This window comes from Streptomyces sp. NPDC087845 (genome assembly GCF_044742755.1).
Taxonomy (GTDB): Bacteria; Actinomycetota; Actinomycetes; order Streptomycetales; family Streptomycetaceae; genus Streptomyces.
On record NZ_JBIUVC010000010.1, the window covers coordinates 1 to 23,166 of the forward strand.

General features: G+C 70.2%; 20 protein-coding genes. 16 read left to right on the top strand and 4 right to left on the bottom strand.

What is annotated here, in order from left to right; all coding sequences use genetic code 11:
- Positions 1-116 precede the first annotated feature (116 nt).
- The 8 genes from ACIOMQ_RS24730 (at position 117) to ACIOMQ_RS24765 (ending at position 7,035) form a co-directional block, all read left to right on the top strand.
- Entirely contained in the window at positions 117-761 is a 645-nt protein-coding gene (locus ACIOMQ_RS24730) for an HAD family hydrolase (protein ID WP_362199057.1), read from the top strand.
- 42 nt (positions 762-803) lie between these two features.
- Positions 804-2,009, top strand: a complete 1,206-nt coding sequence (locus tag ACIOMQ_RS24735; RefSeq protein WP_362199060.1) for an MFS transporter — start codon at positions 804-806, stop codon at positions 2,007-2,009.
- Positions 1,978-3,150 (top strand): acetoin utilization protein AcuC, encoded by a 1,173-nt coding sequence (locus ACIOMQ_RS24740; RefSeq protein WP_362199063.1) that lies wholly within the window; start codon positions 1,978-1,980, stop codon positions 3,148-3,150. Before ACIOMQ_RS24735 ends, ACIOMQ_RS24740 begins: the two co-directional genes overlap by 32 nt.
- A 156-nt stretch (positions 3,151-3,306) precedes the next feature.
- A complete protein-coding gene (locus ACIOMQ_RS24745; RefSeq protein WP_362199066.1) occupies positions 3,307-4,122 on the top strand; it encodes a phosphatase in 816 nt (271 codons plus the stop codon).
- A 128-nt stretch (positions 4,123-4,250) separates the two neighbouring features.
- Complete coding sequence (locus ACIOMQ_RS24750) at positions 4,251-4,463, top strand: helix-turn-helix domain-containing protein (protein WP_158070919.1); 213 nt, start codon at positions 4,251-4,253, stop codon at positions 4,461-4,463.
- 110 nt (positions 4,464-4,573) lie between these two features.
- Positions 4,574-4,672 (top strand): 30S ribosomal protein bS22, encoded by a 99-nt coding sequence (locus ACIOMQ_RS24755; protein ID WP_003948845.1) that lies wholly within the window; start codon positions 4,574-4,576, stop codon positions 4,670-4,672.
- 182 nt (positions 4,673-4,854) lie between these two features.
- The gene (locus tag ACIOMQ_RS24760) at positions 4,855-5,949 is read left to right on the top strand and encodes an NAD-dependent epimerase/dehydratase family protein (RefSeq protein ID WP_362199070.1); all 1,095 of its coding nucleotides are present in this window, start codon (positions 4,855-4,857) and stop codon (positions 5,947-5,949) included.
- Between the two features lie 15 nt (positions 5,950-5,964).
- Positions 5,965-7,035 (top strand): lysophospholipid acyltransferase family protein, encoded by a 1,071-nt coding sequence (locus ACIOMQ_RS24765; RefSeq protein ID WP_401266066.1) that lies wholly within the window; start codon positions 5,965-5,967, stop codon positions 7,033-7,035.
- A 90-nt stretch (positions 7,036-7,125) separates the two neighbouring features.
- Here the strand turns inward: ACIOMQ_RS24765 and ACIOMQ_RS24770 are convergent, their stop codons facing one another.
- The 3 genes from ACIOMQ_RS24770 to ACIOMQ_RS24780 form a co-directional block, all read right to left on the bottom strand.
- Positions 7,126-8,313, bottom strand: coding sequence for a DUF5667 domain-containing protein (locus ACIOMQ_RS24770; protein WP_362199076.1), 1,188 nt, complete (start codon positions 8,311-8,313; stop codon positions 7,126-7,128).
- Positions 8,314-8,537: 224 nt separating this feature from the next.
- A complete protein-coding gene (locus tag ACIOMQ_RS24775) occupies positions 8,538-9,314 on the bottom strand; it encodes an ECF subfamily RNA polymerase sigma factor, BldN family (protein ID WP_362199079.1) in 777 nt (258 codons plus the stop codon).
- 355 nt (positions 9,315-9,669) lie between these two features.
- Complete coding sequence (locus ACIOMQ_RS24780; protein ID WP_362199082.1) at positions 9,670-10,704, bottom strand: HAD-IB family hydrolase; 1,035 nt, start codon at positions 10,702-10,704, stop codon at positions 9,670-9,672.
- A gap of 171 nt (positions 10,705-10,875) precedes the next feature.
- Here ACIOMQ_RS24780 and ACIOMQ_RS24785 point away from each other — a divergent pair, with 171 nt between their 5' ends.
- The 8 genes from ACIOMQ_RS24785 (at position 10,876) to ACIOMQ_RS24820 (ending at position 21,576) form a co-directional block, all read left to right on the top strand.
- Complete coding sequence (locus ACIOMQ_RS24785; protein ID WP_362199085.1) at positions 10,876-11,151, top strand: glutaredoxin family protein; 276 nt, start codon at positions 10,876-10,878, stop codon at positions 11,149-11,151.
- Between the two features lie 272 nt (positions 11,152-11,423).
- Complete coding sequence (locus ACIOMQ_RS24790; protein ID WP_362199088.1) at positions 11,424-12,191, top strand: redox-sensing transcriptional repressor Rex; 768 nt, start codon at positions 11,424-11,426, stop codon at positions 12,189-12,191.
- Complete coding sequence (locus tag ACIOMQ_RS24795; protein ID WP_362199091.1) at positions 12,188-13,678, top strand: glutamyl-tRNA reductase; 1,491 nt, start codon at positions 12,188-12,190, stop codon at positions 13,676-13,678. Before ACIOMQ_RS24790 ends, ACIOMQ_RS24795 begins: the two co-directional genes overlap by 4 nt.
- The gene (hemC, locus tag ACIOMQ_RS24800; RefSeq protein ID WP_362199094.1) at positions 13,675-14,661 is read left to right on the top strand and encodes a hydroxymethylbilane synthase; all 987 of its coding nucleotides are present in this window, start codon (positions 13,675-13,677) and stop codon (positions 14,659-14,661) included. Before ACIOMQ_RS24795 ends, hemC begins: the two co-directional genes overlap by 4 nt.
- Entirely contained in the window at positions 14,658-16,328 is a 1,671-nt protein-coding gene (locus ACIOMQ_RS24805) for a bifunctional uroporphyrinogen-III C-methyltransferase/uroporphyrinogen-III synthase (protein WP_362199097.1), read from the top strand. The genes hemC and ACIOMQ_RS24805 overlap by 4 nt, the downstream gene beginning before the upstream one ends.
- Positions 16,329-16,450: 122 nt before the next feature.
- Entirely contained in the window at positions 16,451-17,449 is a 999-nt protein-coding gene (hemB, locus tag ACIOMQ_RS24810) for a porphobilinogen synthase (RefSeq protein WP_402190358.1), read from the top strand.
- A 327-nt stretch (positions 17,450-17,776) separates the two neighbouring features.
- Entirely contained in the window at positions 17,777-20,626 is a 2,850-nt protein-coding gene (locus ACIOMQ_RS24815) for a PDZ domain-containing protein (RefSeq protein WP_362199103.1), read from the top strand.
- Positions 20,627-20,742: 116 nt separating this feature from the next.
- Positions 20,743-21,576: a class I SAM-dependent methyltransferase gene (locus ACIOMQ_RS24820; RefSeq protein WP_402190362.1), complete on the top strand. Its 834-nt coding sequence runs from the start codon at positions 20,743-20,745 to the stop codon at positions 21,574-21,576.
- Here the strand turns inward: ACIOMQ_RS24820 and ACIOMQ_RS24825 are convergent.
- Positions 21,558-23,099, bottom strand: coding sequence for an alpha/beta hydrolase (locus ACIOMQ_RS24825; protein ID WP_401944461.1), 1,542 nt, complete (start codon positions 23,097-23,099; stop codon positions 21,558-21,560). The genes ACIOMQ_RS24820 and ACIOMQ_RS24825 overlap by 19 nt on opposite strands.
- Positions 23,100-23,166: the final 67 nt, after the last annotated feature.

The window sequence follows — 23,166 nt, forward strand, 5'->3', positions numbered from 1 at the left end:
GGTACTGCAGGGGGGACCCTGTGGGAGAGTAGGACGCCGCCGAACTCCTTTTGTGAGAAGCCCCGTGCCCTTGTGGCACGGGGCTTTTCTGCGTTCAGAGCGTCTAGGCTCGAAGCATGCGCTACGAACTGGTCATCTTCGACAACGACGGTGTGCTCGTGGACAGCGAGCCGATCTCCAACACCATCCTGGCCGAGTACCTCACGGAGCTCGGTCACCCCACCTCGTACCAGGAGTGCCTTCGCGACTACATGGGGGCTGCCGTGCACCGGGTGCACGATCTCGTCGAGGAAAAGACCGGGGAGAAGCTGCCCTCGGACTTCGACGAGACACTGCACTCACGGATTTTCGCGGCGTTCCAGCAGGAGCTGGAGCCGGTGGCGGGCGTCGACGAGGTGCTGGGGAAGCTTGTCGCCGACGGGGTGGCCTACTGCGTCGCGTCCTCCGGGACCCATGAGCGGATCCGGGTCGGGCATCGCAAGACCGGGCTCGACCAGTGGTTCGAGGAGGAGTGGATCTTCAGCGCGGAGGATGTGGCGCGCGGAAAGCCGGCGCCCGATCTGTTTCTGCATGCCGCCGAGCGGATGGGGGTCCCTCCCGAGCGGTGCGTCGTCATCGAGGACAGCCCGCTCGGCGTGGAGGCGGCCCAGGCCGCGGGGATGGATGTGTACGGGTTTACGTCGATGATGCCGGCGGACCGGCTCGCCGGGGTGACCGGGCACTTCTCCGACATGAGCCAACTGCGGGAATTGCTCGCCTGATCCATCTACCCATGGGTAGCGGGTGGCCTTACGCTCGCGGCCATGACACATGCTCGCTTGCGGCACGGCAGGGCCTCTCTCGCGTTGAGCTTCTTCGTGCAAGGGGTCACCTTCGCTCTGCTCGTGACGCGGATTCCCGCCATCCAGGACCGGTACGGGATATCCGACGGGCTGTTGCCGGTGTTCCTGGCCGCGGTGCCGATCCTGGCCGGGGTGGGGAGCGTGGTCACCGAGAAGGTGGTCGCGCGGGTGCGGCCCGGGGTCGTACTGAGGTGGGCGCAGCCCGTTGTGATGCTTGCGCTGCTCGGTGCCGGGGCCGGGAGCGCGTTGTGGGAGGCGGCTCTGGCGCTCGGGGTTTTCGGGCTTGCCGTCGGGGCGCTCGATGCCTCCATGAACATGATGGGGGTCAGCCTTCAGCGGGCGTACGGGCGTTCCATCATGCTGGGGTTCCATGCCGTGTACAGCCTGGGCGGCATCGCCGGGGCGTCCATGGCGTGGGCCGGGGCGCACTGGGATCTGTCGCTGCTGGTCTCGTACCTTCCGGCGGTCGTCGTGCTGCTGCCCGTCGTGTTCATCGGGAGCCGGTGGTACGCCGAGGGCGCGTCGGTGGAGGCGGCCCCGGTGGAGGCGCAGGGGAAGGGGGCCGTTTCGGTCTCCTTCAAGCTGCTGATGCCGCTCTGCCTGGTGATGAGCTTCGCGTACATAGGGGACTCGACGGTCTCCAACTGGAGCGCCAAGTATCTGCAGGACGTGCTGGGCAGCACGGAGCAGCTGTCGACCGTTCCGTACAACGTCTATATGGTGACGACGCTGCTGGGGCGGACCGTCGGGGACTTCGGGGTGCGGCGGTTCGGGGCTGTGGCCGTGGTGCGGTTCGGGAGTGTGCTGGCCGCTGCCGGGTTCGGTGTGGTGGCGGTGGCCGGTGGTGCGTGGGTCGGGATGCTCGGGTTCACTCTGCTGGGTCTCGGTCTGTGTGTGATCGTGCCGCAGACGTTCGCGGCTGCCGGGCGGATGTTTCCCGGGGCGAGCGATACGGCCATCGCACGGCTGAATGTCTTCAACTACGTCGGATTCCTGGTGGGGTCGCCGCTCGTGGGGGCGCTCGGGGATGCCTGGAGCTACCGGGGGGCGATGCTCGTACCGATGGTGCTGGTGCTCGCGACGCTCGTGTACGCCAAGTCGTTCGGCACGGAACCTGCCCGATACGGTGGCGGGCATGAGCGGCCGCGCACAGTTGATGTGGGATGACGCAGTAACGGGATACAACTTCGGCGAAAGCCATCCGATGGACCCCGTCAGACTGGCCCTGACGATGGGGTTGGTGCGGGCGTTCGGGCTCGACGGGGCCGTGGACGTGGTGGCGGCCAAGCCCGCCGGGGAGTCGACGCTGCGCCTGGTGCACCGCGAGGACTATGTGGCCGCCGTGCGCGCCGCGTCGGCGGATCCGAAGCACGCCGATCAGAACTACGGGCTCGGGACGGTGGACGATCCCGCGTTCGCGGGGATGCATGAGGCGTCGGCGCTGATCGCCGGGCAGTCGGTGGCCGCGGCCGAGGCGGTGTGGCGTGGGGACACCGCGCACGCGGTGAACTTCACGGGCGGGCTGCACCATGCCATGCCGGGGGGTGCCGCGGGGTTCTGCATCTACAACGATCCGGCGCTCGCCATCGCACGGCTGCTGGAGCTGGGTGCCGAGCGGGTCGCGTACGTCGACGTGGACGTACATCACGGGGACGGTGTGCAGGCGGCCTTCTGGGAGGACCCGCGGGTCCTGACCGTGTCGCTGCACGAACACCCGCGCACGCTGTTTCCGCAGACCGGCTGGCCGGAGGAGACCGGTTCCGGGGCGGGTGAGGGCAGTGCGGTGAATGTGGCGCTGCCGGCGGGTACGGGGGACGCGGGTTGGCTGCGGGCGTTCCACGCCGTCGTGCCGGAGCTGCTGGCGGACTTCAGGCCGCAGGTGCTGGTGAGTCAGCACGGGGCCGATACGCATTTCGAGGATCCGCTCGCCCATTTCGCGGTGTCGCTGGACGCGCAGCGGGCGGTGATGGCGGCCTGCCACGATCTCGCCCACGCGTACGCGGAGGGCGGGCGCTGGGTGGCGCTCGGCGGGGGCGGGTACGCGGTGGTCGACGTGGTGCCGCGGGCCTGGACGCATCTGGTGGGGATCGCCGCGCACGCGCCGGTGGATCCAGAGTCGGTGGTTCCGGCCTCGTGGCGGGACGAGGTCTACGCGCGGACCCGTCAGTTGGGGCCGGCCCGGATGACGGACGGGCGTACTCCTTCCTGGAAGCCGTGGGAGGAGGGGTACGACCCCGCGGACCGGTTGGACCAGGCGGTGCTGGCGACCAGGCGGGCGGCGTTCCCGTTGCGGGGGCTGCTGACCTGAGGGGGCGGGGGCGGTTGTCACGGTGCGGCCCTCTCCCTGCGAGGGCGGGCGGGGGACGGCGGGCCGGCCGTGCCGTCCTGGGCCGGGTTACGCCAACTGTGGGGCGTATCCGGGCTTCTGGCCCTCCGTCCGGGTGATTGGGGCAGCATCGGTGGGGTGTTGAGCACCGGAGCGCTGCGTGCGCATCTGCTGGCGGCCCGGCTGGCCGGGCCCGTGGCCACGTCGAGGGAAGTGAGCCTGCGGAGTTATCGGCTCTTCGCGGCCCGCGACCCGCGGGTGATGCTCGGCCTCGACCCCGAACGGTGTTGGGAGGAGCCCGATCTGCTACGTCTGATGGCCGCCAAGTGTGGTGTTTCGGACGATCCCGCTCATGTTTCGGGCCATGATGTGATCGATCCGGAGCGGACCCTGGCAGCTCTGGATGCCTTCGCCGAGCGGCTGTCGCATGCGGCGGTCCGGCGGGCGCCGGTGTTGTTGGGGACGGGGCATCCGCACCGGCTGCTCGGTTTCTACGCAGAGCTGGCAGACGCCCTGTCGGCGGCCGGGTGCCCCGTACTCACACCCGCGCAGGGGCGATGTATCGACATAACGACCCGGTTCGGCGTACGCACGTACAACCTCGACTACGTACGAGGAGTCGCGATGGTGCGTGAACCCGGCGTGCGGGCTTCCGGTGGTGACACCGGCGCACACACCCATTCACCGTTGCCGGTCAGGGTTGCCCTGGAGTCGGCGGCGGAGGGGTGCGGGCGGCTGCCGGAGCTGGTCGTCGGGGACCATGGGTGGGTCTGCGGGGCAGGTCAGCTGGGCATCGAGGCGATCGGGCTGGCGGATACGGACGACCCCGCGCTGTTCGTCGGGGAGGCCGAGGGGCGGGTGTCGGTCGCCGTCCCGCTCGACGACGCCGTGCGGTCCGCCTCCTACCGCCCGCTCACGCGCTATGTACTCAATCGGGCGTGTCTGTCACAGTAGGCGGCCGATCGTCTCTCCTCTTCCCCACTCGCATCACGCGCCCCTAATCTGGGGAGTGAGCGCACAACGACGAAGAGTCACCGGAGGGGAAGCCGGTGGGCGTCTCGTGCGGAAGGTACAGGTGGGTCATGGCTGCTGACAGCGAGAGGCCTCTCAACGAGGTCAAATTTCTGACCGTGGCGGAAGTCGCCTCGGTCATGAGGGTGTCGAAGATGACCGTGTACCGCTTGGTGCACAGCGGTCATCTGCCGGCGATCCGGGTGGGCAGGTCCTTCCGGGTTCCGGAGCAAGCGGTTCACGAGTATCTCCGCGAGTCCTTCGTGGGGGTGGAGTCCGCCTGAGGTTCACCTCGGATTACGCCCCTCACGCGGTGGCGGGTAGGCTAGGCCGACGTAGGTCGTGTGGGCCCAGACGCCCCGCACCAGTGAAGAAGAAGTGAGCGAGGGTAGTCGTGGGCTCTGTTATCAAGAAGCGGCGCAAGCGGATGGCCAAGAAGAAGCACCGCAAGCTGCTCAAGCGCACGCGCGTTCAGCGTCGCAACAAGAAGTAGGCGAACGCAGTTCGTGAATCCGCAGCCCTCCCGCCCGTGTGGCGGGAGGGCTGCGGCGCGTTGCGGCGGTACCCGCATTCGGGCCAAAGACGCGGCAGAAGGCCGCCGTGCGGTCATCACGGGGCAACATCCACCCGCTACGGTGACGCCCAGGGGAAACCTTTCGACGGAAGGCGCTGATCTTGGGGAAGGTCGTGCTGGTCACGGGAGCGGCCCGGCAGCTGGGCGGCCGCTTCGTGCGGCGCATCCAGCGTGATCCGGAAGTGGACCGGGTGATCGCCGTCGACGCGGTCGCGCCCGGACACCGCTTGGGCGACGCCGACTTCGTGGCGGCGGACATCCGCCAGCCCGCGATCGCGAGAGTCCTCGCCGAGCACTCCGTCGACACGGTCGTCCACCTGGACGTCTCCGCCAAGGCGGTCGGTACGGGCGGCCGGACGACGGTCAAGGAGACCAACGTCATCGGCACCATGCAGTTGCTCGGGGCCTGCCAGAAGGCGCCGAGCGTGCGGCGGCTGGTCGTCAAGTCCAGTACGAACGTGTACGGCTCCGCCCCCCGCGACCCGGCGGTCTTCACCGAGACCACTCCGCCCAAGTCCCTGCCGAGCGGGGGCTTCGCCAAGGACGTGGTGGAGGTCGAGGGGTACGTACGGGGCTTCGCCCGCCGTCGGCCGGACGTCGCCGTGTGCGTGCTCAGGTTCGCGAACATTCTGGGACCGGAGGCGGATTCGCCGCTCGCCGACTATCTGTCGCTGCCCGTACTGCCCACGGTGTTCGGGTACGACCCGAGGCTCCAGTTCGTGCACGAGGACGATGTCGTCGACGTACTGGGAATCGCCTCGCGCGAGCCGAGGCGCGGGACGCTGAACAGCGGCACCTTCAACATCGCCGGGGACGGCGTGCTGCTGCTCTCGCAGTGCTCGCGGCGGCTGGGGCGGCCGACGATGCCGTTGCTGCTGCCCGCCGTCACCTGGGTCGGCCAGGCGCTGCGCAGGGTCGGCATGACGGACTTCTCGCCGGAGCAGATCCGGCTGCTCACCCACGGCCGGGTGGTTTCCACCGTCCAGATGCGCGAGACCCTGGGTTTCCACCCGGAGTTCACCACCGCGGAGACGTTCGCGGAGTTCGCGCGCAGCCAGGGGCCGGGGCTGCTGCCGCCCGAGGCGGCGGGAAGGGCGGTCGACAGACTGGCCGCCATGCCGTTCGCCGGGGCGGCCGGCGATGTTCCGGGGTCCACCGGGGCGGGCGACACACACCCGACCCCCAGCGCCAGGTAGAGGAGCGCACCGACGATGGCGGATGCCAAGGTCATTCCGTTCGACGACGACCGTTCGCGGTCGGGCGGCTCGTCGCGTTCCGCGCGGCGCCGGTCAGCGGGGGGCAGGGGGCAGGGACCCGCCGCGGCTTCCGCGGCCTCCGTGGTCGGGACCACGGCCGTCAGCGCCCTTCCCGGGCAGCAGGATGCCTCGCTGCCGCAGGGGGAGCCCCGGCGGGCCGGGCAGCCCCTGGAGGGGGCCGAGCGCGGCGGCTGGGACCGGCGGATCGCCGGCGGGCTCGCGTTCCTGCGGCGGCGGGTCACCGGCGAGTACGAGGTCGACGAGTTCGGGTACGACGAGGAACTGACCGATCAGGTCCTGATGTCGATGCTGCGGCCGGTCTACGAGAAGTACTTCCGGGTCGAGGTGAAGGGCATCGAGAACATCCCGTCGGACGGCGGGGCGCTCATCGTGTCCAACCACTCGGGGACGCTGCCGCTCGACGGGCTGATGCTCCAGGTCGCCGTGCACGACAACCATCCGGCGGGGCGGCATCTGCGGCTGCTCGCGGCCGATCTCGTCTTCATGCTGCCGGTGGTCAACGAGCTTGCCCGCAAGGCCGGGCACACGCTGGCCTGCGCGGAGGACGCGGAGCGGCTGCTGCGGCGCGGCGAGCTCGTCGGGGTGATGCCGGAGGGCTTCAAGGGTGTCGGCAAGCCGTTCGGCGAGCGGTACAAGCTCCAGCGCTTCGGCCGGGGCGGTTTCGTCTCCACGGCACTGCGGGCGGGGGTGCCGATCGTCCCGTGCTCGATCGTGGGGGCTGAGGAGATCTACCCGATGATCGGCAACTCGAAGACGCTGGCACGGCTGCTGGGATTCCCGTACTTCCCGATCACGCCGACGTTTCCCTGGCTGGGGCCGCTCGGGGCGGTGCCGTTGCCGACGAAATGGACGATCCAGTTCGGCGAGCCGATCTCCACGAGTGGGTATCCGGTGGAGGCGGCGGAGGATCCGATGCTGATGTTCAATCTGACGGACCAGGTGCGGGAGCAGATTCAGCACACGCTGTACAAGTTGCTGGTGCAGCGGAGGTCGGTGTTCTTCTGAGGTGCGTACCGGGGCGGGCGGTGTGCCGGTGGGTGCTTGGCCTCGATCGCCGGACGGGCTCGGAGTGCCCGTCCGGCGATCGGGACGGTGTCAGTCGTCCAGATTCTCGCTGTTGAGCCCCAGGCCCGGGAGCAGGCCGGGGAGGAGCGGGGGCAGCGTTACGTCCGGTGTGGGCGGGGAGCTGATCCGGCCGTCGGTGGACGGTGCGGTGCCCGGGGGCGGGGTGCCGAGGAGGCCGTCCGTGCCGCCGATCAGGCCGTCGGACGGGGCGCTGCCGGAGTCCGACGGTCGGGGTGCGGGGATGTGGCCCGTACTGCCGTGCGGGGCCCGCGGCGACGAGGACGTGGAGTGGTCCGTACCGGACGGTCCCGTGTCCTGCTCCGTGGCGTCCGACCGCCGTGCGCCGCGGCTCCGGTCCGGGGTGCGGGGCAGCAGCGACTGCAACGGCCCGACCTCTTCGTCTATGGCGTCGAAGACCGAGCTGACCTGGTCGCCGACATCGGTCAGCTGTACGGGCAGCCGGTTGCGCAGGCTGCTCCAACTGTCGCGGTGCGAGCGGGAGAAGGAGTCCAGGGTCTGGATCGGGCCGATGGCGCCGTCCCGCTGGTACGCCGCGTGGAGCAGACGGTGGCCCTCGGTGGCGTCGTGCGTCATGCCGTTGAGTGCGCGCCTGACCTCGCCGAGCTGTTCGTGGTCGAGATCGCCGGAGCGGGCGCGCTCCATCAGCCGGCGGGCCTCGCTGAGCCTGGTCGACGCCTGGTCGAGGTAGACCTCGCCGCGGTCGGCGTCGCCGCTGGCCATGCCGAGATGGATGTCCTCCATGCCGCGTTTGAGTCCGTACAGCGAATCACCTGGCAGGGCGTCGGAACTGGCAGCGGCCACTCCGCCGAAGGCTCCCGCCGCCACACCGACGGTGAGTCCGCCGGCCGCGAGGCCCTTCGTCCAGCGTGAGCGCGGACGCAATTTCCGGAGCGGGGAGGCCCGGTGGGCCCCCTTGGCCCGCTGTTCGGGCACCGTAGGGCCCGCGGACGCACCGCCCTCGGCCAACATGGCCTCCATGGCGGCGACGAGCTGGGCTCGCTGCACCACTTTGACCTCGGGATCCAATTCGGGCCGCGGTAGCTCACCGAGGCCGTTCGCCAGGGCCAGCAGCGGTCCGTGGGCGGCCGGTTCGGCCGGTTCCTCGGGCTGCGCGGCCGCCGCACCGTGGAGCGACTGCTCCTCCAGGGCCTGGGCGAAGGCGTTCGCCCGCCGGTGTGCCGAAACGTTTGCGATCACTGGCGGCACCTCCTCTCGTCATGACGGTCGACTCCCCTGAGGGTCCGGAAGGTTGCACACCTTGAGCGCTTCCACACGAATGAGTGAGTGTCGGCGGACATGGGGTGGCGACAGGGGGCCTGCAACCGGCACAACGAGGAGCGCGGCACATGGGTTACGCAAGAACGATGATACGACCGGTGAGTAATGAACATATCGCCGAGAGTGATGCGGCCGGAGGCGGGTCAGCGGGCGTCGTCCGGAAGGAGCCGGGCCAGGGTGCGGACGGCGCGGTACTGCAGGGTCTTGATCGCACCCTCGTTCTTGCCCATGACCCGGGCGGTCTCGGCGACCGAGAGGCCCTGCAGGAAGCGCAGGGTCACGCATTCCTGCTGTTGCGGGTTGAGTCGGCGCACGGCCTGCAGCAGTGCGGCATTGGAGAGGGATTCCAGGACGGAGTCCTCGGGGCTGCGCTCGACCTCGTTGGCGTCGAGCATTTCGCCGGTGGTCACCTCCAGCCGGAAGCGGCTGGATTTGAAGTGGTCGGCGACCAGGTTGCGGGCGATCGTGACCAGCCAGGCGCCGAAGTCGCGGCCCTGCCAGGTGAAGGTGGAGATGCGGCGCAGGGCGCGCAGGAAGGTCTCACTGGTGAGGTCCTCCGCCGTCGCCTTGCCGCCCACGCGGTAGTAGATGTAGCGGTAGACGGTGTCGCTGTACTGGTCGTAGAGGCGGCCGAAGGCGTCGGCCTCGCCGGCCTGGGCGCGCTCGACGAGATCCATCATGCGCGCGCTGTCGCTGTCGGCGGTGGGCCTGCGGACGGTGGACGTAGTAGTTGTGCCGCGGTTGCTGCGTCTTCCGACCGCCGCACCGCGTTCGGCCATGGCATAGCAGGGGCCGACAGGTGCAGGGGTGGCACAAGCGGGTACGGCGTACGCGGTGGGGACGAAGCCGCGCAAACGGTTGGCGACCGTTGCGCGCAGCGTAGCCAGGCCCGAGGCGTCAACCCCGACGTGTGGGTACACGGGACTCCCAGAGGCAGAGCTTCCATCACGTGCAGTGCGAAACCGTCACTCGTCGTAGTGAGTGGTGGGTTCCGGAATGCGTCTGAGGAGAATAACGCTTCGTACAGGCAGTGCTACACCCAGTTGCTCAAATCATCGATTACGTCGCTTCTGTAGCGACTAATCGACGTATCAAGTAGCACATCGTGACCGGTTATTGATCGGATTAGTTCGCGATCTGCCTGCCGGGACGACGGGTTGTGGTCGGGTGCGCGTAATCCGACTGGCGGGAGTGGTCGGTGGGTAAGGGGTTCCGATTGGCGGTGCGTGTTCGGGCGTGGCCCGGCGGCCGCGGCGGGGAACGAACGGGTGTGCGTCAGCGGCGGCGGCGGTGCAGGGCGACGGCGGCCGCGGTACCGCCCGCGAGTGCGCCGACGCCGGCCGCGGCCGGGATGCCGACCTTGGCCGCCTTGCGGCCCGTCCGGTAGTCCCGCAGCCGCCAGTCGCGGGCGCGGGCGTACTTGCGGAGCTTGGCGTCCGGGTTGATCGCGTAGGGGTGGCCGACCAGGGACAGCATCGGGATGTCGTTGTGCGAATCGCTGTAGGCCGCGCAGCGGTCGAGGTCCAGGTCCTCGGCCGCGGCCAGGGCGCGGACCGCCTCGGCCTTCGCGGGCCCGTGCAGCGGCTCGCCGACCAGGCGGCCCGTATAGACGCCGTCCACGGATTCGGCGACCGTGCCGAGCGCGCCGGTCAGCCCGAGGCGGCGGGCGATGATCGTGGCGGTCTCCACCGGGGCGGCGGTGACCAGCCAGACCCGCTGCCCGGCGTCCAGATGGGCCTGGGCGAGGGCGCGGGTGCCGGGCCAGATGCGGTCGGCCATGTACTCGTCGTAGATCTCCTCGCCGATGGACATCAGCTCGGAGACGCGGTGGCCCTTGACGATGGACAGGGCGCTGTCGCGGGCGTCCTGCATGTGCTCCGGGTCCTCGACGCCGGCCAGCCTGAACCACGCCTGCTGCCAGGCGAACCGGGTGAGCTCGCGGCGCTGGAAGAACTTCCGCTTGTACAGGCCGCGGCCGAAGTGGAAGAGCGCCGCGCCCTGCATCACGGTGTTGTCCAGGTCGAAGAAGGCGGCGGCCCGCTCGTCGCCGACGACGGGGAAGGCCGGCTCGGCGGATTCGGCGGGCTCAGCGGTTTTGGCGGTTTCGGAGGTTCTGACGGTTTCGGCGGTCTCCGGGCGGACGGAGGCGTCCCGGCCGGTGGCGGAGGAGTCGTCGGCGGAGGGCCGGTCGTCGGGGAGTTCGGTGGGGACGGAGGACTTCCGCGCTGCCTCAGCTGCTGCCTCGCCTGCCAGCACGCTCCGTGCTGTCGCGGGGCGCCTACGGGGTGTGAGCCATCCAAGAGCGGCCATGTCGTGAGCATAGCCAGTTGGTCCGGCCCTTCCCGACCTGCCGGGATGCCGTGCCGTGAACTCTCGGCCGCCGATGTGCTGCGCGGGTGATCCGGGGCGTGGCGGATCAACGGCGGAACCGGTTCGCCGCCGGGGTCGGGGTGCCGGATCCGTTCGGCGCAGAATGAAGGCATGAGTGCCCTGTTGCGACGTACGAGGAAGAAGCCCGCGGACCGGGTGGTGACCCTGATCGGGAAGCCCGGATGTCACCTCTGTGACGACGCGAGGGCGGTGGTGCGGGAGGTGTGCGAGGAGACCGGTGCCTCCTGGGAGGAGAGGGACATCACCCAGGACGAGGAGCTGCACCGGGAGTACTGGGAGCAGATCCCGGTCGTCCTGATCGACGACGAGCAGCACACGTTCTGGCGGGTGGACCCGGCGAGGCTGCGCAACGCACTGCGTTCATGAGTGAAACCCGGTTACCATCGTGGGCGTTTTGAGTGATCTCGGGGGAGTGGTTGTGAGGAGTGTGTGCCGCTTTGCCCCCTTCGGGCCCGCAACGGGCTGATGCGATCCTTGGTTCCGGGATCGCGCAACGAATGTGCGTGACCCCGGTCACTTTGACCGGACAAAACGGACACTATCTTTGTGCACGTGTTCACAAAGACATAGCCTGCATTCGACGGGGCGGCCTTGTGACGTACGGCCGCCTGCAGCCCCGCTCATCCCGCAGGAGCACCGTGGCAACTGGCCGAACTCACCGACCGGCGACCCGTAGCCGAGGAATTCCCGAGGCCACCGTCGCCCGACTTCCGCTGTACCTGCGCGCACTGACCGCGCTCTCCGAGCGCTCGGTCCCCACGGTCTCGTCCGAGGAGCTCGCGGCGGCGGCGGGGGTCAATTCTGCCAAGCTGCGCAAGGACTTCAGCTACCTGGGGTCCTACGGGACGCGGGGCGTCGGGTACGACGTCGAGTATCTCGTCTACCAGATCTCCCGTGAACTCGGGCTCACCCAGGACTGGCCGGTCGTGATCGTCGGTATCGGCAACCTCGGCGCCGCGCTCGCCAACTACGGCGGCTTCGCCTCCCGCGGTTTCCGGGTCGCCGCGCTGATCGACGCCGACCCGGCGATGGCCGGAACGCCCGTCGCCGGGATCCCCGTGCAGCACGCCGACGAGCTGGAGAAGATCGTCAGCGAGAACGGCGTGTCGATCGGTGTCATCTCGACCCCGGCCGGTGCCGCCCAGCAGGTCTGCGACCGGCTCGTCGCCGCGGGCGTCACCTCCATCCTGAACTTCGCGCCGACGGTGCTCTCCGTGCCCGACGGCGTCGACGTCCGCAAGGTCGACCTCTCCATCGAACTCCAGATCCTCGCCTTCCACGAGCAGCGCAAGGCCGGCGAGGACACCTCCGAGAGCAGCCCGGAGACGGCCGCGCCGCCCGTGCGTGCCGCCGCCGACAGCCGGAAGGGACCTGACGGGGACATGCCCGCCGTGATGCCGGCATGAGTCTTCTCGTCGTAGGGCTGAGCCACCGCAGCGCCCCCGTCTCCGTACTGGAACGGGCCTCGCTGGCTGCCGAGACACAGGCCAAGCTGCTCCAGGACGCCCTCGCCGCGGAACCCGCGGTCGAGGCCGCCGTGCTGGCCACCTGCAATCGCATCGAGCTGTACGCCGACGTGGACAAGTTCCACGCGGGCGTCGCCGAGCTGTCCACGCTCCTCGCCCAGCACAGCGGGGTCGGGCTGGACGAGCTCACTCCATATCTTTATGTGCACTACGAGGACCGGGCCGTCCACCACCTCTTCTCGGTGGCCTGCGGGCTGGACTCGATGGTCGTCGGCGAGGGTCAGATCCTCGGCCAGATCAAGGACGCGCTGGCGCTGGGGCAGGAGCTCCACACCGCCGGCCGGCTGCTGAACGATCTGTTCCAGCAGGCCCTGCGGGTCGGCAAGCGCGCCCACAGCGAGACCGGGATCGACCGGGCCGGGCAGTCGCTCGTCACCTTCGGCCTCGAACAGCTCGCGGCCGGTGCGGACGTCACCGACTGGGCCCGGGGCAAGCGGGCGCTGGTGATCGGCGCGGGCTCGATGTCCTCGCTGGCCGCCGCCACCCTGGCCCGTGCCGGTGTCGCCGAGATCGCCGTCGCCAACCGGACCCGGGCCCGCGCCGACCGGCTCGTCGAGATCCTGGGCCAGCCCGGGGGTACCGGAGTGACCGCCCGGGCCGTGGAGATGGCCGCCGTCGCCGGTGAACTGACACGTGCCGACGTCGTCGTCTCGTGCACCGGCGCCACGGGTCTCGTGCTGACCGCCGAGGCCGTCGCCGGAGCGCTCGGCCTGGCCTTCGACCCCGCGCACGAGGCGCCCGCCGCCCCCGTCCCCGCGCCGCCGGCCGACCCCGACCGGCACGCCGCCTGGGTGGAGAACGGCACCGCCGGTACGGTGCGCCGGGCCGTCCGGGCCACCGTGCCCGCCCAGGGCGCCGGACCCGTCCGCCTCGCCCTGCTCGACCTCGCCATGCCGCGCGACATCGACGGCGGCACCGCCCGCCTCGGCGGTGTGCGCCTCGTCGACATCGAGTCGCTCGCCGAGGCGTCGGCGGACGCCCCGATGGCCGCCGATGTGGACCAGGTGCGCACCATCGTCGCCGACGAGGTCGCCGCCTTCGGCGCCGCCCAGCGGGCCGCCCACATCACCCCGACCGTCGTCGCCCTGCGCACGATGGCCGCCGGAGTCGTCGCGGGCGAGATCGCACGGCTCGACGGACGCCTCCCCGACCTGGACGAGAAGCAGCGCGCCGAGATCTCGCAGACCGTGCGCCGCGTCGTCGACAAGCTCCTGCACGCGCCCACCGTGCGGGTCAAGCAGCTCGCCAGCGAGCCCGGCGGCGCCGGGTACGCCGATGCGCTGCGGGAACTCTTCGACCTCGACCCGCAGACGGTCGCCGCCGTCTCCCGGGCAGACCTGAACGACCCGAATCGAGGGCGGTCATGACCGACAACTCACCCCAGCGCGCGCAGACCGACGCGCCGCTCCGGCTGGGCACCCGGCGCAGCAAGCTCGCCATGGCGCAGTCCGGCCTCGTCGCCGACGCGGTCAGCGAGGTGACCGGGCGCGCCGTCGAGCTCGTCGAGATCACCACGTACGGCGACACCTCCCGGGAGCACCTCGCGCAGATCGGCGGCACCGGCGTGTTCGTCGCCGCGCTGCGCGACGCGCTGCTGCGCGGCGAGGTGGACTTCGCCGTCCACTCGCTCAAGGACCTGCCGACCGCCCAGCCCGAGGGCCTCGTGCTGGCCGCCGTGCCGGTGCGCGAGGACCCGCGCGACGTACTGGTGGCGCGGGACGGGCTGACCTTCGAGCAGCTGCCGTCCGGTGCCCGCATCGGCACCGGCTCGCCGCGCCGCATGGCGCAGCTCAACGCGTACGCGCGCAATCACGGCCTCGACATCGAGACCGTGCCGATCCGGGGGAATGTCGATACGCGGATCGGATTCGTACGAAGCGGGGAGCTGGACGCGGTGGTACTCGCCGCGGCCGGGCTCAGCCGCCTCGGCCGGAGCGGTGAGGTGACCGACTTCCTGTCGGTCGACACCGTCCTGCCCGCTCCCGGCCAGGGAGCACTGGCGATCGAATGCGCTGCGACCAGCGCTGACCTCGCCGCCGCGCTCGCCGAGCTCGACGACCCGGTCACCCGGGCCGCCGTGACCGCCGAGCGTGCCCTGCTCGCCGCCCTGGAGGCCGGTTGTTCCGCACCTGTGGGTGCGCTGGCCGACCTCCTGGTCGACGGGCAGGCTGTCAACGAACTGCGCCTGCGCGGTGTCGTCGGTTCCACCGACGGCTCCTCGCTGGTACAGATGTCCACCACCGGTCCCGTCCCCACGTCGCACGACGACGCGGCGGCCCTCGGTCGCGAACTCGCGGCCGAGATGCTCGCCAAGGGTGCGGCCGGTCTTATGGGGGAGCGAGCACTTTGAGCCCCACCGGCCACGCCGCATCCGACTTTCCGGCCCTGTCCGCACAAGGGCACGTCACCTTCCTCGGCGCCGGTCCCGGCGACCCGGGACTGCTGACCCTGCGCGCTGTCGAGGCGCTCGCGAGCGCGGACGTCCTTGTCGCCGAGCCGGACGTTCTCGGCGTCGTTCGCTGCCATGCGCGGGCAGGCGTAAGCACCCCTGAACTGACGGTTGTTGACGCGCAGTCAACAGCCGCCGGTGTCCCCGTTCTCAGGGATGCGGCCAATCTTGTCATGGAGGCAGCGAGGGGCGGCAGGCGGGTCGTCCGTGCCGTCTCCGGCGACCCGGGACTGGACGGGGACGCCGGGGCCGAGATGCTCGCCTGCGCCACCGCCGGCATCCCCTTCGAGGTCGTGCCGGGTGTCGCCAACGCCGTGGGCGTGCCCGCGTACGCCGGTGTGCCGCTGCGTGACACGCAGGGCGCCGACGTCCGGTTCGTCGACGCCCGTACCGCCTCGGACCGCTGCTGGACCGAGGTCGGTGCGAGCGATGCGACGGCCGTCATCTCGACGACGCTCGACTCGGTGGCCGCGGCCGCCGGTGAGCTGGTCTCGGCGGGCCGCAAGCCCGACACCCCGCTGACCGTGACGGTGGCCGGTACGACCACCCGCCAGCGCACCTGGACGGCGACCCTCGCGACGATCGCGCAGGTCCTGAAGCAGGCGAAGGTCCTGCCGTCGCCGGACGGGCACCAGCCCGTCATAGCCGTGGTCGGTGAGCGCAGCGCCGCTGCCCAGCACGACCAGCTCGCGTGGTTCGAGTCCAAGCCGCTCTTCGGCTGGAAGGTGCTCGTCCCGCGCACGAAGGAGCAGGCGGCGTCGCTCTCCGACCAGCTTCGTTCGTACGGTGCCGTGCCGTACGAGGTCCCGACGATCGCCGTCGAGCCGCCTCGTACGCCCCAGCAGATGGAGCGCGCGGTCAAGGGCCTGGTCACGGGCCGCTACGAGTGGATCGCCTTCACCAGCGTCAACGCGGTGAAGGCCGTCCGGGAGAAGTTCGAGGAGTACGGGCTCGACGCCCGTGCCTTCGCCGGGATCAAGGTCGCGGCCGTCGGTGAGCAGACCGCCGCCGCGCTCGTCGACTTCGGTGTGAAGCCGGACCTGGTGCCGTCGGGTGAGCAGTCCGCCGCCGGCCTGCTGGAGGACTGGCCGCCGTACGACCCGGTCTTCGACCCGATCGACCGCGTCTTCCTGCCGCGCGCCGACATCGCCACCGAGACGCTGGTGGCCGGGCTCATCGAGCTGGGCTGGGAGGTCGACGACGTCACCGCGTACCGCACGGTCCGCGCCTCGCCGCCGCCCGCCGACACGCGTGAGGCCATCAAGGGCGGCGGCTTCGACGCGGTGCTCTTCACCTCGTCGTCGACGGTACGGAACCTCGTCGGCATCGCGGGCAAGCCGCACAATGTGACGGTCATCGCGTGCATCGGCCCGGCGACGGCCAAGACGGCCGAGGAGCACGGTCTGCGCGTCGACGTCCTGTCGCCGGAGCCTTCGGTGCACAAGCTGGCCGAGGCCCTCGCCGAGTTCGGTGCGCAGCGCCGGGAGACGGCCAAGGAGGCCGGCGACCCGGTGACGCGGCCGAGCGAGCGGCGTCCGGGGGCGCGGCGTCGTCGTACGACGACCTGATCGGCCGGTTCACGGTGTCGGGGGTCCGGCTGCTTCGGCGGCCGGGCCTCTGCCCGTTTCGCGGTCTTTTTCCGGCACAGGTGTCGGTAAGACGGTGATGTGTACGGGTCTAATCTCGAAGGATGACTGTGTACGGAAACTTCCCCGGCTCCCGCCCCCGGCGGCTGCGGACGACCCCGACGATGCGGCGGATGGTCGCCGAGACACGGCTCGACCCGGCGGATCTGATCCTGCCCGCGTTCGTGCGCGAGGGCATCGACGCCCCGGTCGCCGTCTCGGCCATGCCCGGCGTGCAGCAGCACACCCTGGACACCCTGCGGAAGGCCGCCGCCGACGCGGTGTCGGCCGGGGTCTCCGGGATCATGCTCTACGGCGTTCCGGCGGACGAGAAGAAGGACGCCCGGGGCACGGCGGGCACCGACCCGGACGGCATCCTCCAGGCCGGACTGCGGGCGGTGCGCGCGGAGGTCGGTGACGATCTCGTCGTCATGTCGGACCTGTGCCTGGACGAGTACACCGACCACGGCCACTGCGGTGTGCTGACGGAGGACGGCCGGGTCGACAACGACGCGACGCTGGAGCGATACGCCGAGATGGCCCAGGTCCAGGCCGACGCGGGCGCCCATGTGGTCGGCCCGAGCGGCATGATGGACGGCCAGGTCGGTGTCATCCGGGACGCGCTCGACCAGACCGGGTACGAGGACGTCTCGATCCTCGCGTACACCGTGAAGTACTCCTCGGCGTTCTACGGGCCGTTCCGCGAGGCCATCGGCTCCTCGCTCAAGGGCGACCGCAAGACGTACCAGCAGGACCCGGCGAACGCCCGTGAGTCGCTGCGCGAGCTGGCGCTCGACCTGGCGGAGGGCGCCGACATGGTCATGGTCAAGCCGGCCGGTCCGTACCTCGACATCCTCGCGAAGGTCGCCGACTCGGTGGACGTGCCGGTCGCCGCGTACCAGATCAGTGGGGAGTACGCGATGATCGAGGCGGCCGCGGAGAAGGGCTGGATCGACCGGGACGCCGCGATCATGGAGAGCCTGGCCGGGATCCGGCGGGCCGGGGCGCAGATGATCCTGACGTACTGGGCGACGGAGGTCGCGCAGCGGCTGGGGCGGCGCTGAGCGGAAGCGGCGCCGGGGTGGGCGCCGGTCGTCCCCGTCCCGGCGCCGGGGTGGGGATGGCCGTCCCCGTCCCCGCCTCCCACCGCCCGTCGTCCTCGGTGCCGGTTCCCATCCCCTGAGTGATCGCCGCCGGAGCGGTGAGCCCCCGTCCGTCCCCGTTGCCGGGGCGGGCGGGGGCTCTTTTGGTTCAACCTCTTGACGGTCATCCGATGTATGAATAGCTTGCGGCGCGTTGATCCCCGTACAACTCGCAGAAGTTGGGCATAGACATTGGATGCCTGGCTTTCATGGAAGCCGATCCGACGTGACCGTCGATGAGGAGTGCCCGTGCGCACCGTCCCAGGTTCCCGCCCCCGCCGCCGAAGCCCGGCCTCCGCACTGACCGCTGTCGTGGCCACCGCCGCGTTGGGCGTCGGGCTGGCGGTCGTGCCCGTCGTGCCCGCCGCCGCGGGCGGCCGGAGCGGTGAGGCCGTCACCTTCCATGTCTCACCCCGGGGCAGCGACCGGGCCAAGGGCTCGGCGGCGAAACCGTTCCGGACGCTGGAGCGGGCCCGGAAGGCCGTCCGCGCGGCGTCCCACAAGGACGGGCGGGGGCGGAGACCGGTCGATGTCGTGGTGCACGGGGGTACGTACCGGCTGCGGTCCGCCCTGGAGTTCACCGCAGCCGACTCCGGTACCGGCAAGGCCCCGGTCCGGTACCTCGCCGCGCCCGGCGAACGCGTCGTCATCAGTGGCGGCCGTTCGCTCGCACCCCACTGGCGGTCCTACTCCGGTTCGATCAAGGTCGCGGACATCGGAGCCGGCCTCGACTTCGACGGGCTCTTCGTCGACGGGCAGCGGCAGACGCTCGCCCGCTACCCCGACTACGATCCGGACACCGCGATCCTCGGCGGGTACGCGCCGGACGCCATCTCCGCCGAGCGCGTGGCCCGTTGGAAGAATCCGACGACGGCGCTCGTACGCGGTCTGCACGACGGCATGTGGGGCGGGAACTCCTTCGAGGTCACCGGCGTGAAGGCGGACGGCACGCCCGAACTGGCCTGGGTCGGCGACAACAACCGGGGCAGCGGCCTGCACGACACGTACCGCATGGTCGAGAACGTCTTCGAGGAGCTCGACGCCCCCGGCGAGTGGTTCTACGACAAGCCCGCAGGGAAGCTGTACTTCTACCCCCCGGCCGGGACCGACCCCGCCCGTGCCCGCGTCGAGACGGCCGAGCAGAACGAACTGATCCGGGTGGAGGGCAGCGGGCCGGGTGACGCCGTCCACCACCTGACCTTCTCCGGATTCACCTTCACCCGGACCCACCGCACGCTCTTCAACACGCCGTACGAGAAGCTCCAGCTCGGCGACTGGGCCCTGGCGCGAGCGGCGGCGGTCCATCTGAAGAACACCGAGAACGTCTCCGTACGCGACTCACGCTTCGACCAACTCGGCGGCAACGCCCTCCTGATCGACGGGTACAACAGCCACGACACCGTCTCGGGCAACGAGTTCAGCCACTCGGGGGCCTCCGACATCGCGGTCGTCGGCAACCCGGACGCGGTCCGTGAACCGTCCACCTGGGACCACATGCGCAGGACCATCAGCGACACCCGGCCCGGACCGAAGAGCGAGAACTACCCCCGCGACATCAGCATCCGCGACAACTACCTGCACGACAACGGGCAGTTCGAGAAGCAGACCTCCGGCGTGCAGATATCGATGAGCCGCCGGGTGACCGTCGACGGCAACACTCTCCACGACGGCCCCCGCGCGTGCGTCGACATCAACGACGGCACGTGGGGCGGCCACCTCATCCAGAACAACGACATCTTCAACTGCGTCAAGGAGACGTCCGACCACGGACCCTTCAACTCCTGGGGCCGGGACCGCTTCTGGCCGCTGACCGCCGACGACGCCACGAAGAAGTCGTACGCGAAGCTGGACGCGATGGAGACCACCGTCATCCGCCACAACCGGATCCGGCACTCCTCGCACTGGGACATCGACCTCGACGACGGCAGCTCGAACTACCTCATCGAGGACAACCTGCTGCTCAACGGAGGGGTCAAGCTCCGCGAGGGCTTCCACCGGACCGTACGCAACAACGTCTTCGTCAACGGCGGCGCGCACTTCCACGTCTGGTTCGCGGACAGCGGCGACGTCGTCGAGAAGAACGTCTTCGTCACCGACACCCCCTACAGCCTGATCCAGGCCGACATGGCCAGGAGCAGGCCCGTCATCGACGACAACCTGTTCTGGAACAACGGCAATGCCGTCCGGGGCGTCGACGACGCCTGGCGGGCGAACGGACTGGACACCCGCTCGGTGACCGCCGACCCGCAGTTCACGGGTGCGTCGCCCTTCACGGACCCGGCGAAGCTCGACTACACCGTGCGGCCCGGCTCGCCCGCCCTGGCCCTCGGCTTCCACAACATCGCGACGGGCGGCTTCGGCAAGGCCGGATCCCCCACGCCGCCGCCGCTCACCTGGCCCACGGAGACTCCTGACACCGACACCCTCGACGCCCTTCCGGAACCGCTGCTGGGCGTGCCGGTGACCCGGATCTACTCCGACGCGATCAAGTCCGCCACCGGACTGACCGACACCAACGGCCTGCACCTGGCTGCCGTGCCGGGCACCTCGGAGGCGTACCGGCAGGGGCTGCGCGCCAATGACGTCATCCGGGAGATCGACGGTCGGCCGGTCACCGACCGCAACAGCTTCTGGCTCGCCTACAACCAGGCCGCTCCCGGAGCCGGCGTCGCGCTGAAGGTCTGGCGCGATCAGGCGTCCACCGAGGTGAGCCTGCGCAAGCCCACCGGCGGCGAGCAGATCAACAACACGTCCGGCGTCGTCTACACCGGCAGCGGCTGGGACTGGAAGAACAGGTATCGCGGCGGCGCGGGCGGCTGGGCCGACGACGTGCACGCCACCCAGACGGTCGGGGACTCCTTCGAGCTGGCCTTCAACGGGACCGCGATCGATCTCATCACCCAGGTCAACACCGACGAGGGCGAGGTCGAGCTCTTCGTCGACGGCCGGTCCGCGGGCACGATCGACAACCACGACGCCACGCGCGTGCACCAGAAGACCGTCTTCCGCGCGGCCGGGCTCGCCCCCGGCGCGCACACCCTCAGGGGCGTCATGAAGACGGGCGACTACATGATCGTCGACAGCTTCGTGATCCGGTAGCGGACGCCGGGTGTACAGCCCTAGGGTCTTTCGTTGGGATCAGGCCCCGCTCCCTGATCCGGCCTGATCCAAACGAGAGGCCCTAGGCGTCGGGCTTACGGCCCCAGGCCGTGAGGATGCGGGCCGCCGCCGTGCCGAGGCCGGGGTCCCGGGCGAGGGCGCGCAGTACCTCGGTACGGGCGCCGCTCGGGCCCGCCTCCTCGACGGCGGCCAGGGCGTTGTGCCGTACGGGGGTCGCCGGAAGCAGGCAGGTGCTGGACCTCGGTTGTGGTGACGGCCTGCTGCTGGAGCTCCTGTCCCGGAGCGACGGGAGGCAGCTCGCCGGGGTGGATCTGTCTCCGCAGTCACCGGCGCTGGCACGACGTCGACCGGCGCTGTCCGGGGCGAGGCTGGAGGAGGGTCGCGCCCAGGAACTTCCTTTCGCCGACGGCAGCTTCGACGCCTGCGTTTCCCACATGGCACTGATGCTGCTGGGCGAGATCGAACAGGTCGCGGCCGAGATCGCTCGTGTGCTGTCACCCGGAGGGGTGCTGGCATGCGTGGTGGGAGGTGGGGCCGTCGGCGGCGAGGCGTATGGCCGCTTCGTCCGACTGCTGCGGTCCACGGTGGGGGAGTTGCCCGCCTCTCGGCGTATTCCGGCGCTGGGGGACAGGCGGACACGCAGTCGCGAGGGTCTTGGTGAAATTCTTGGACCGGCAGGCTTCTCCGCGGTGGACTGGGAGACCATTCCCATCGATCTGAGTGGTCCGGTCGCGCAGGTATGGACCGCCGTATCCGGCCTCTACGACCTCGGCCCGCTTGACCGGGCCACCGTGGAGCGCCTGCGGGAGACCTTCTTCGCCGAGGTGGGGGAGATGACGGCGCCGGACGGGCAGGTGCCGTGCGGTTTCGAGATCCATGTTGCGACGGCGCGACTGCGTGAGAAGACCGTTCAGAATTTGTCCTGCTGACCGGCCGGTGTCTGGCAGGTCAGGTCCTTGGCCGGGAGCCGGCCCGTGGTCAGGTAGACCGTGCTGCTCTTGTCCGCACAGGAGTTGGAGCCGTAGACGACGTGCCCCTCTCCCCCGGCGACGGTGACCATCCGGGAGCCGCGCAGGGCCCGGTGCATGCCCTGGCCGCCGGCCAGGGGCGTTGCGGGGTCCCACTCGTTCTGCAGGATCAGTGCGCTGACCTTGTTGTTCACCGTTGTCGCGGGCTCGCTGCCCTGCTTCCAGAACGCACACGGCTTGATGTTGGACGCGAAATCGCCGTACAGCGGATATCGGGCCTTGTCGCGGATCGCGTCGCGGCGGTACTGCTCGGGGTCGCGCGGCCAGGTACGGGTGTCGGCGCACAAGACGGCCCAGGCGCTCGCGGCGTCGTTGTCCGAGGGAACGTCGCGGGCGAGCGTCGGTGTGACGGGGCTCGGGGCCCGCTCGGGCGTGCCGGACGGGGCCGGCTTCGTGTCCTCGGCCGCCTTCTTCAGCCCGGCGACCCATTCGGCGGCTTCCTGAACGTGGAAGAACGCGGCGTGCCCGGCGCGGATGCCGTCACCGGTGAGGAGCTTCCCGTCTGCGTCGATGGGGTTGCGGTCGGCCTGGGCGACCAGGTCCCAGAAGGACTTGCGGACCTCGGCCGGGGTGCTGCCCAGTCCGTACGTCGCATGTCGCCGGGCCGTCCACTCGCTCCATCGCGCGAAGGCGGGCTCGGTTCCCTCCGCCATCGCCTGGAACATGCCCTGCCAGACCCGTGCGGGGTCGGTCGCACTGTCCAGCACGAACCGGTCGGTTCGCCGGGGGAACATCTGCGTGTAGACGGCGCCGAGGTAGGTGCCGTAGGAGAACCCCAGGTACGAGATCTTCTTCTCTCCCAGCACGGCACGGATGACGTCCATGTCGCGAGCGGTGTTGCGGGTGGTGAGGTGCCGCAGTGTGTCACCCGCCTTGGCCTGGCACTTGTCGGCCACCGTACGCGCCCACTCCACATCCTTCGCGAAGGTCTCGGCCCGGTACGGGCGTTCAAAGTTCTGTTCGTCGGCAGTCAGACCGCAGCTGACCGGAGAGCTCTGCCCGACACCCCTCGGGTCGAATCCGATGAGGTCGTAGTGGCTCTTCACCTCCTCGGGGAAGTCCAGCTCCGGGGTGACAGGCATGTCCAGGCCGGGCCCGCCGGGGCCGCCGGGGTTGAGCAGCAGAACGCCGCGACGTTCCTTCGCGCTGCTTGCCTTCAGCCGGGATATCGCGAGGCCGATCTTCCTGCCACCGGGATCGCTGTAGTCGAGCGGCACCTTGAGCGTCGCGCACTGATAAGCGGCGGGGCTCTCCGCGTCGCAGCGCTGCCACTGCGGTTTCTGCTGCGTGTACGGGAGCAGAGGGGCCTTGGCCGCAGCGGACTGGGAGGAGGCAGCGGCCATTGCAGGCGCAGGTGCAGGCGTTGAAACGAAGGTCGCCACGGCGCCGACGGCCAGAAGAGAAGCTATTCGTCCGTTTCGCATGATGATGCTCGTCCTTGCTGGGGAGAGATGACTGGTCCTTCCGCCCTTTTGCGCGCGGGAGGTCGGT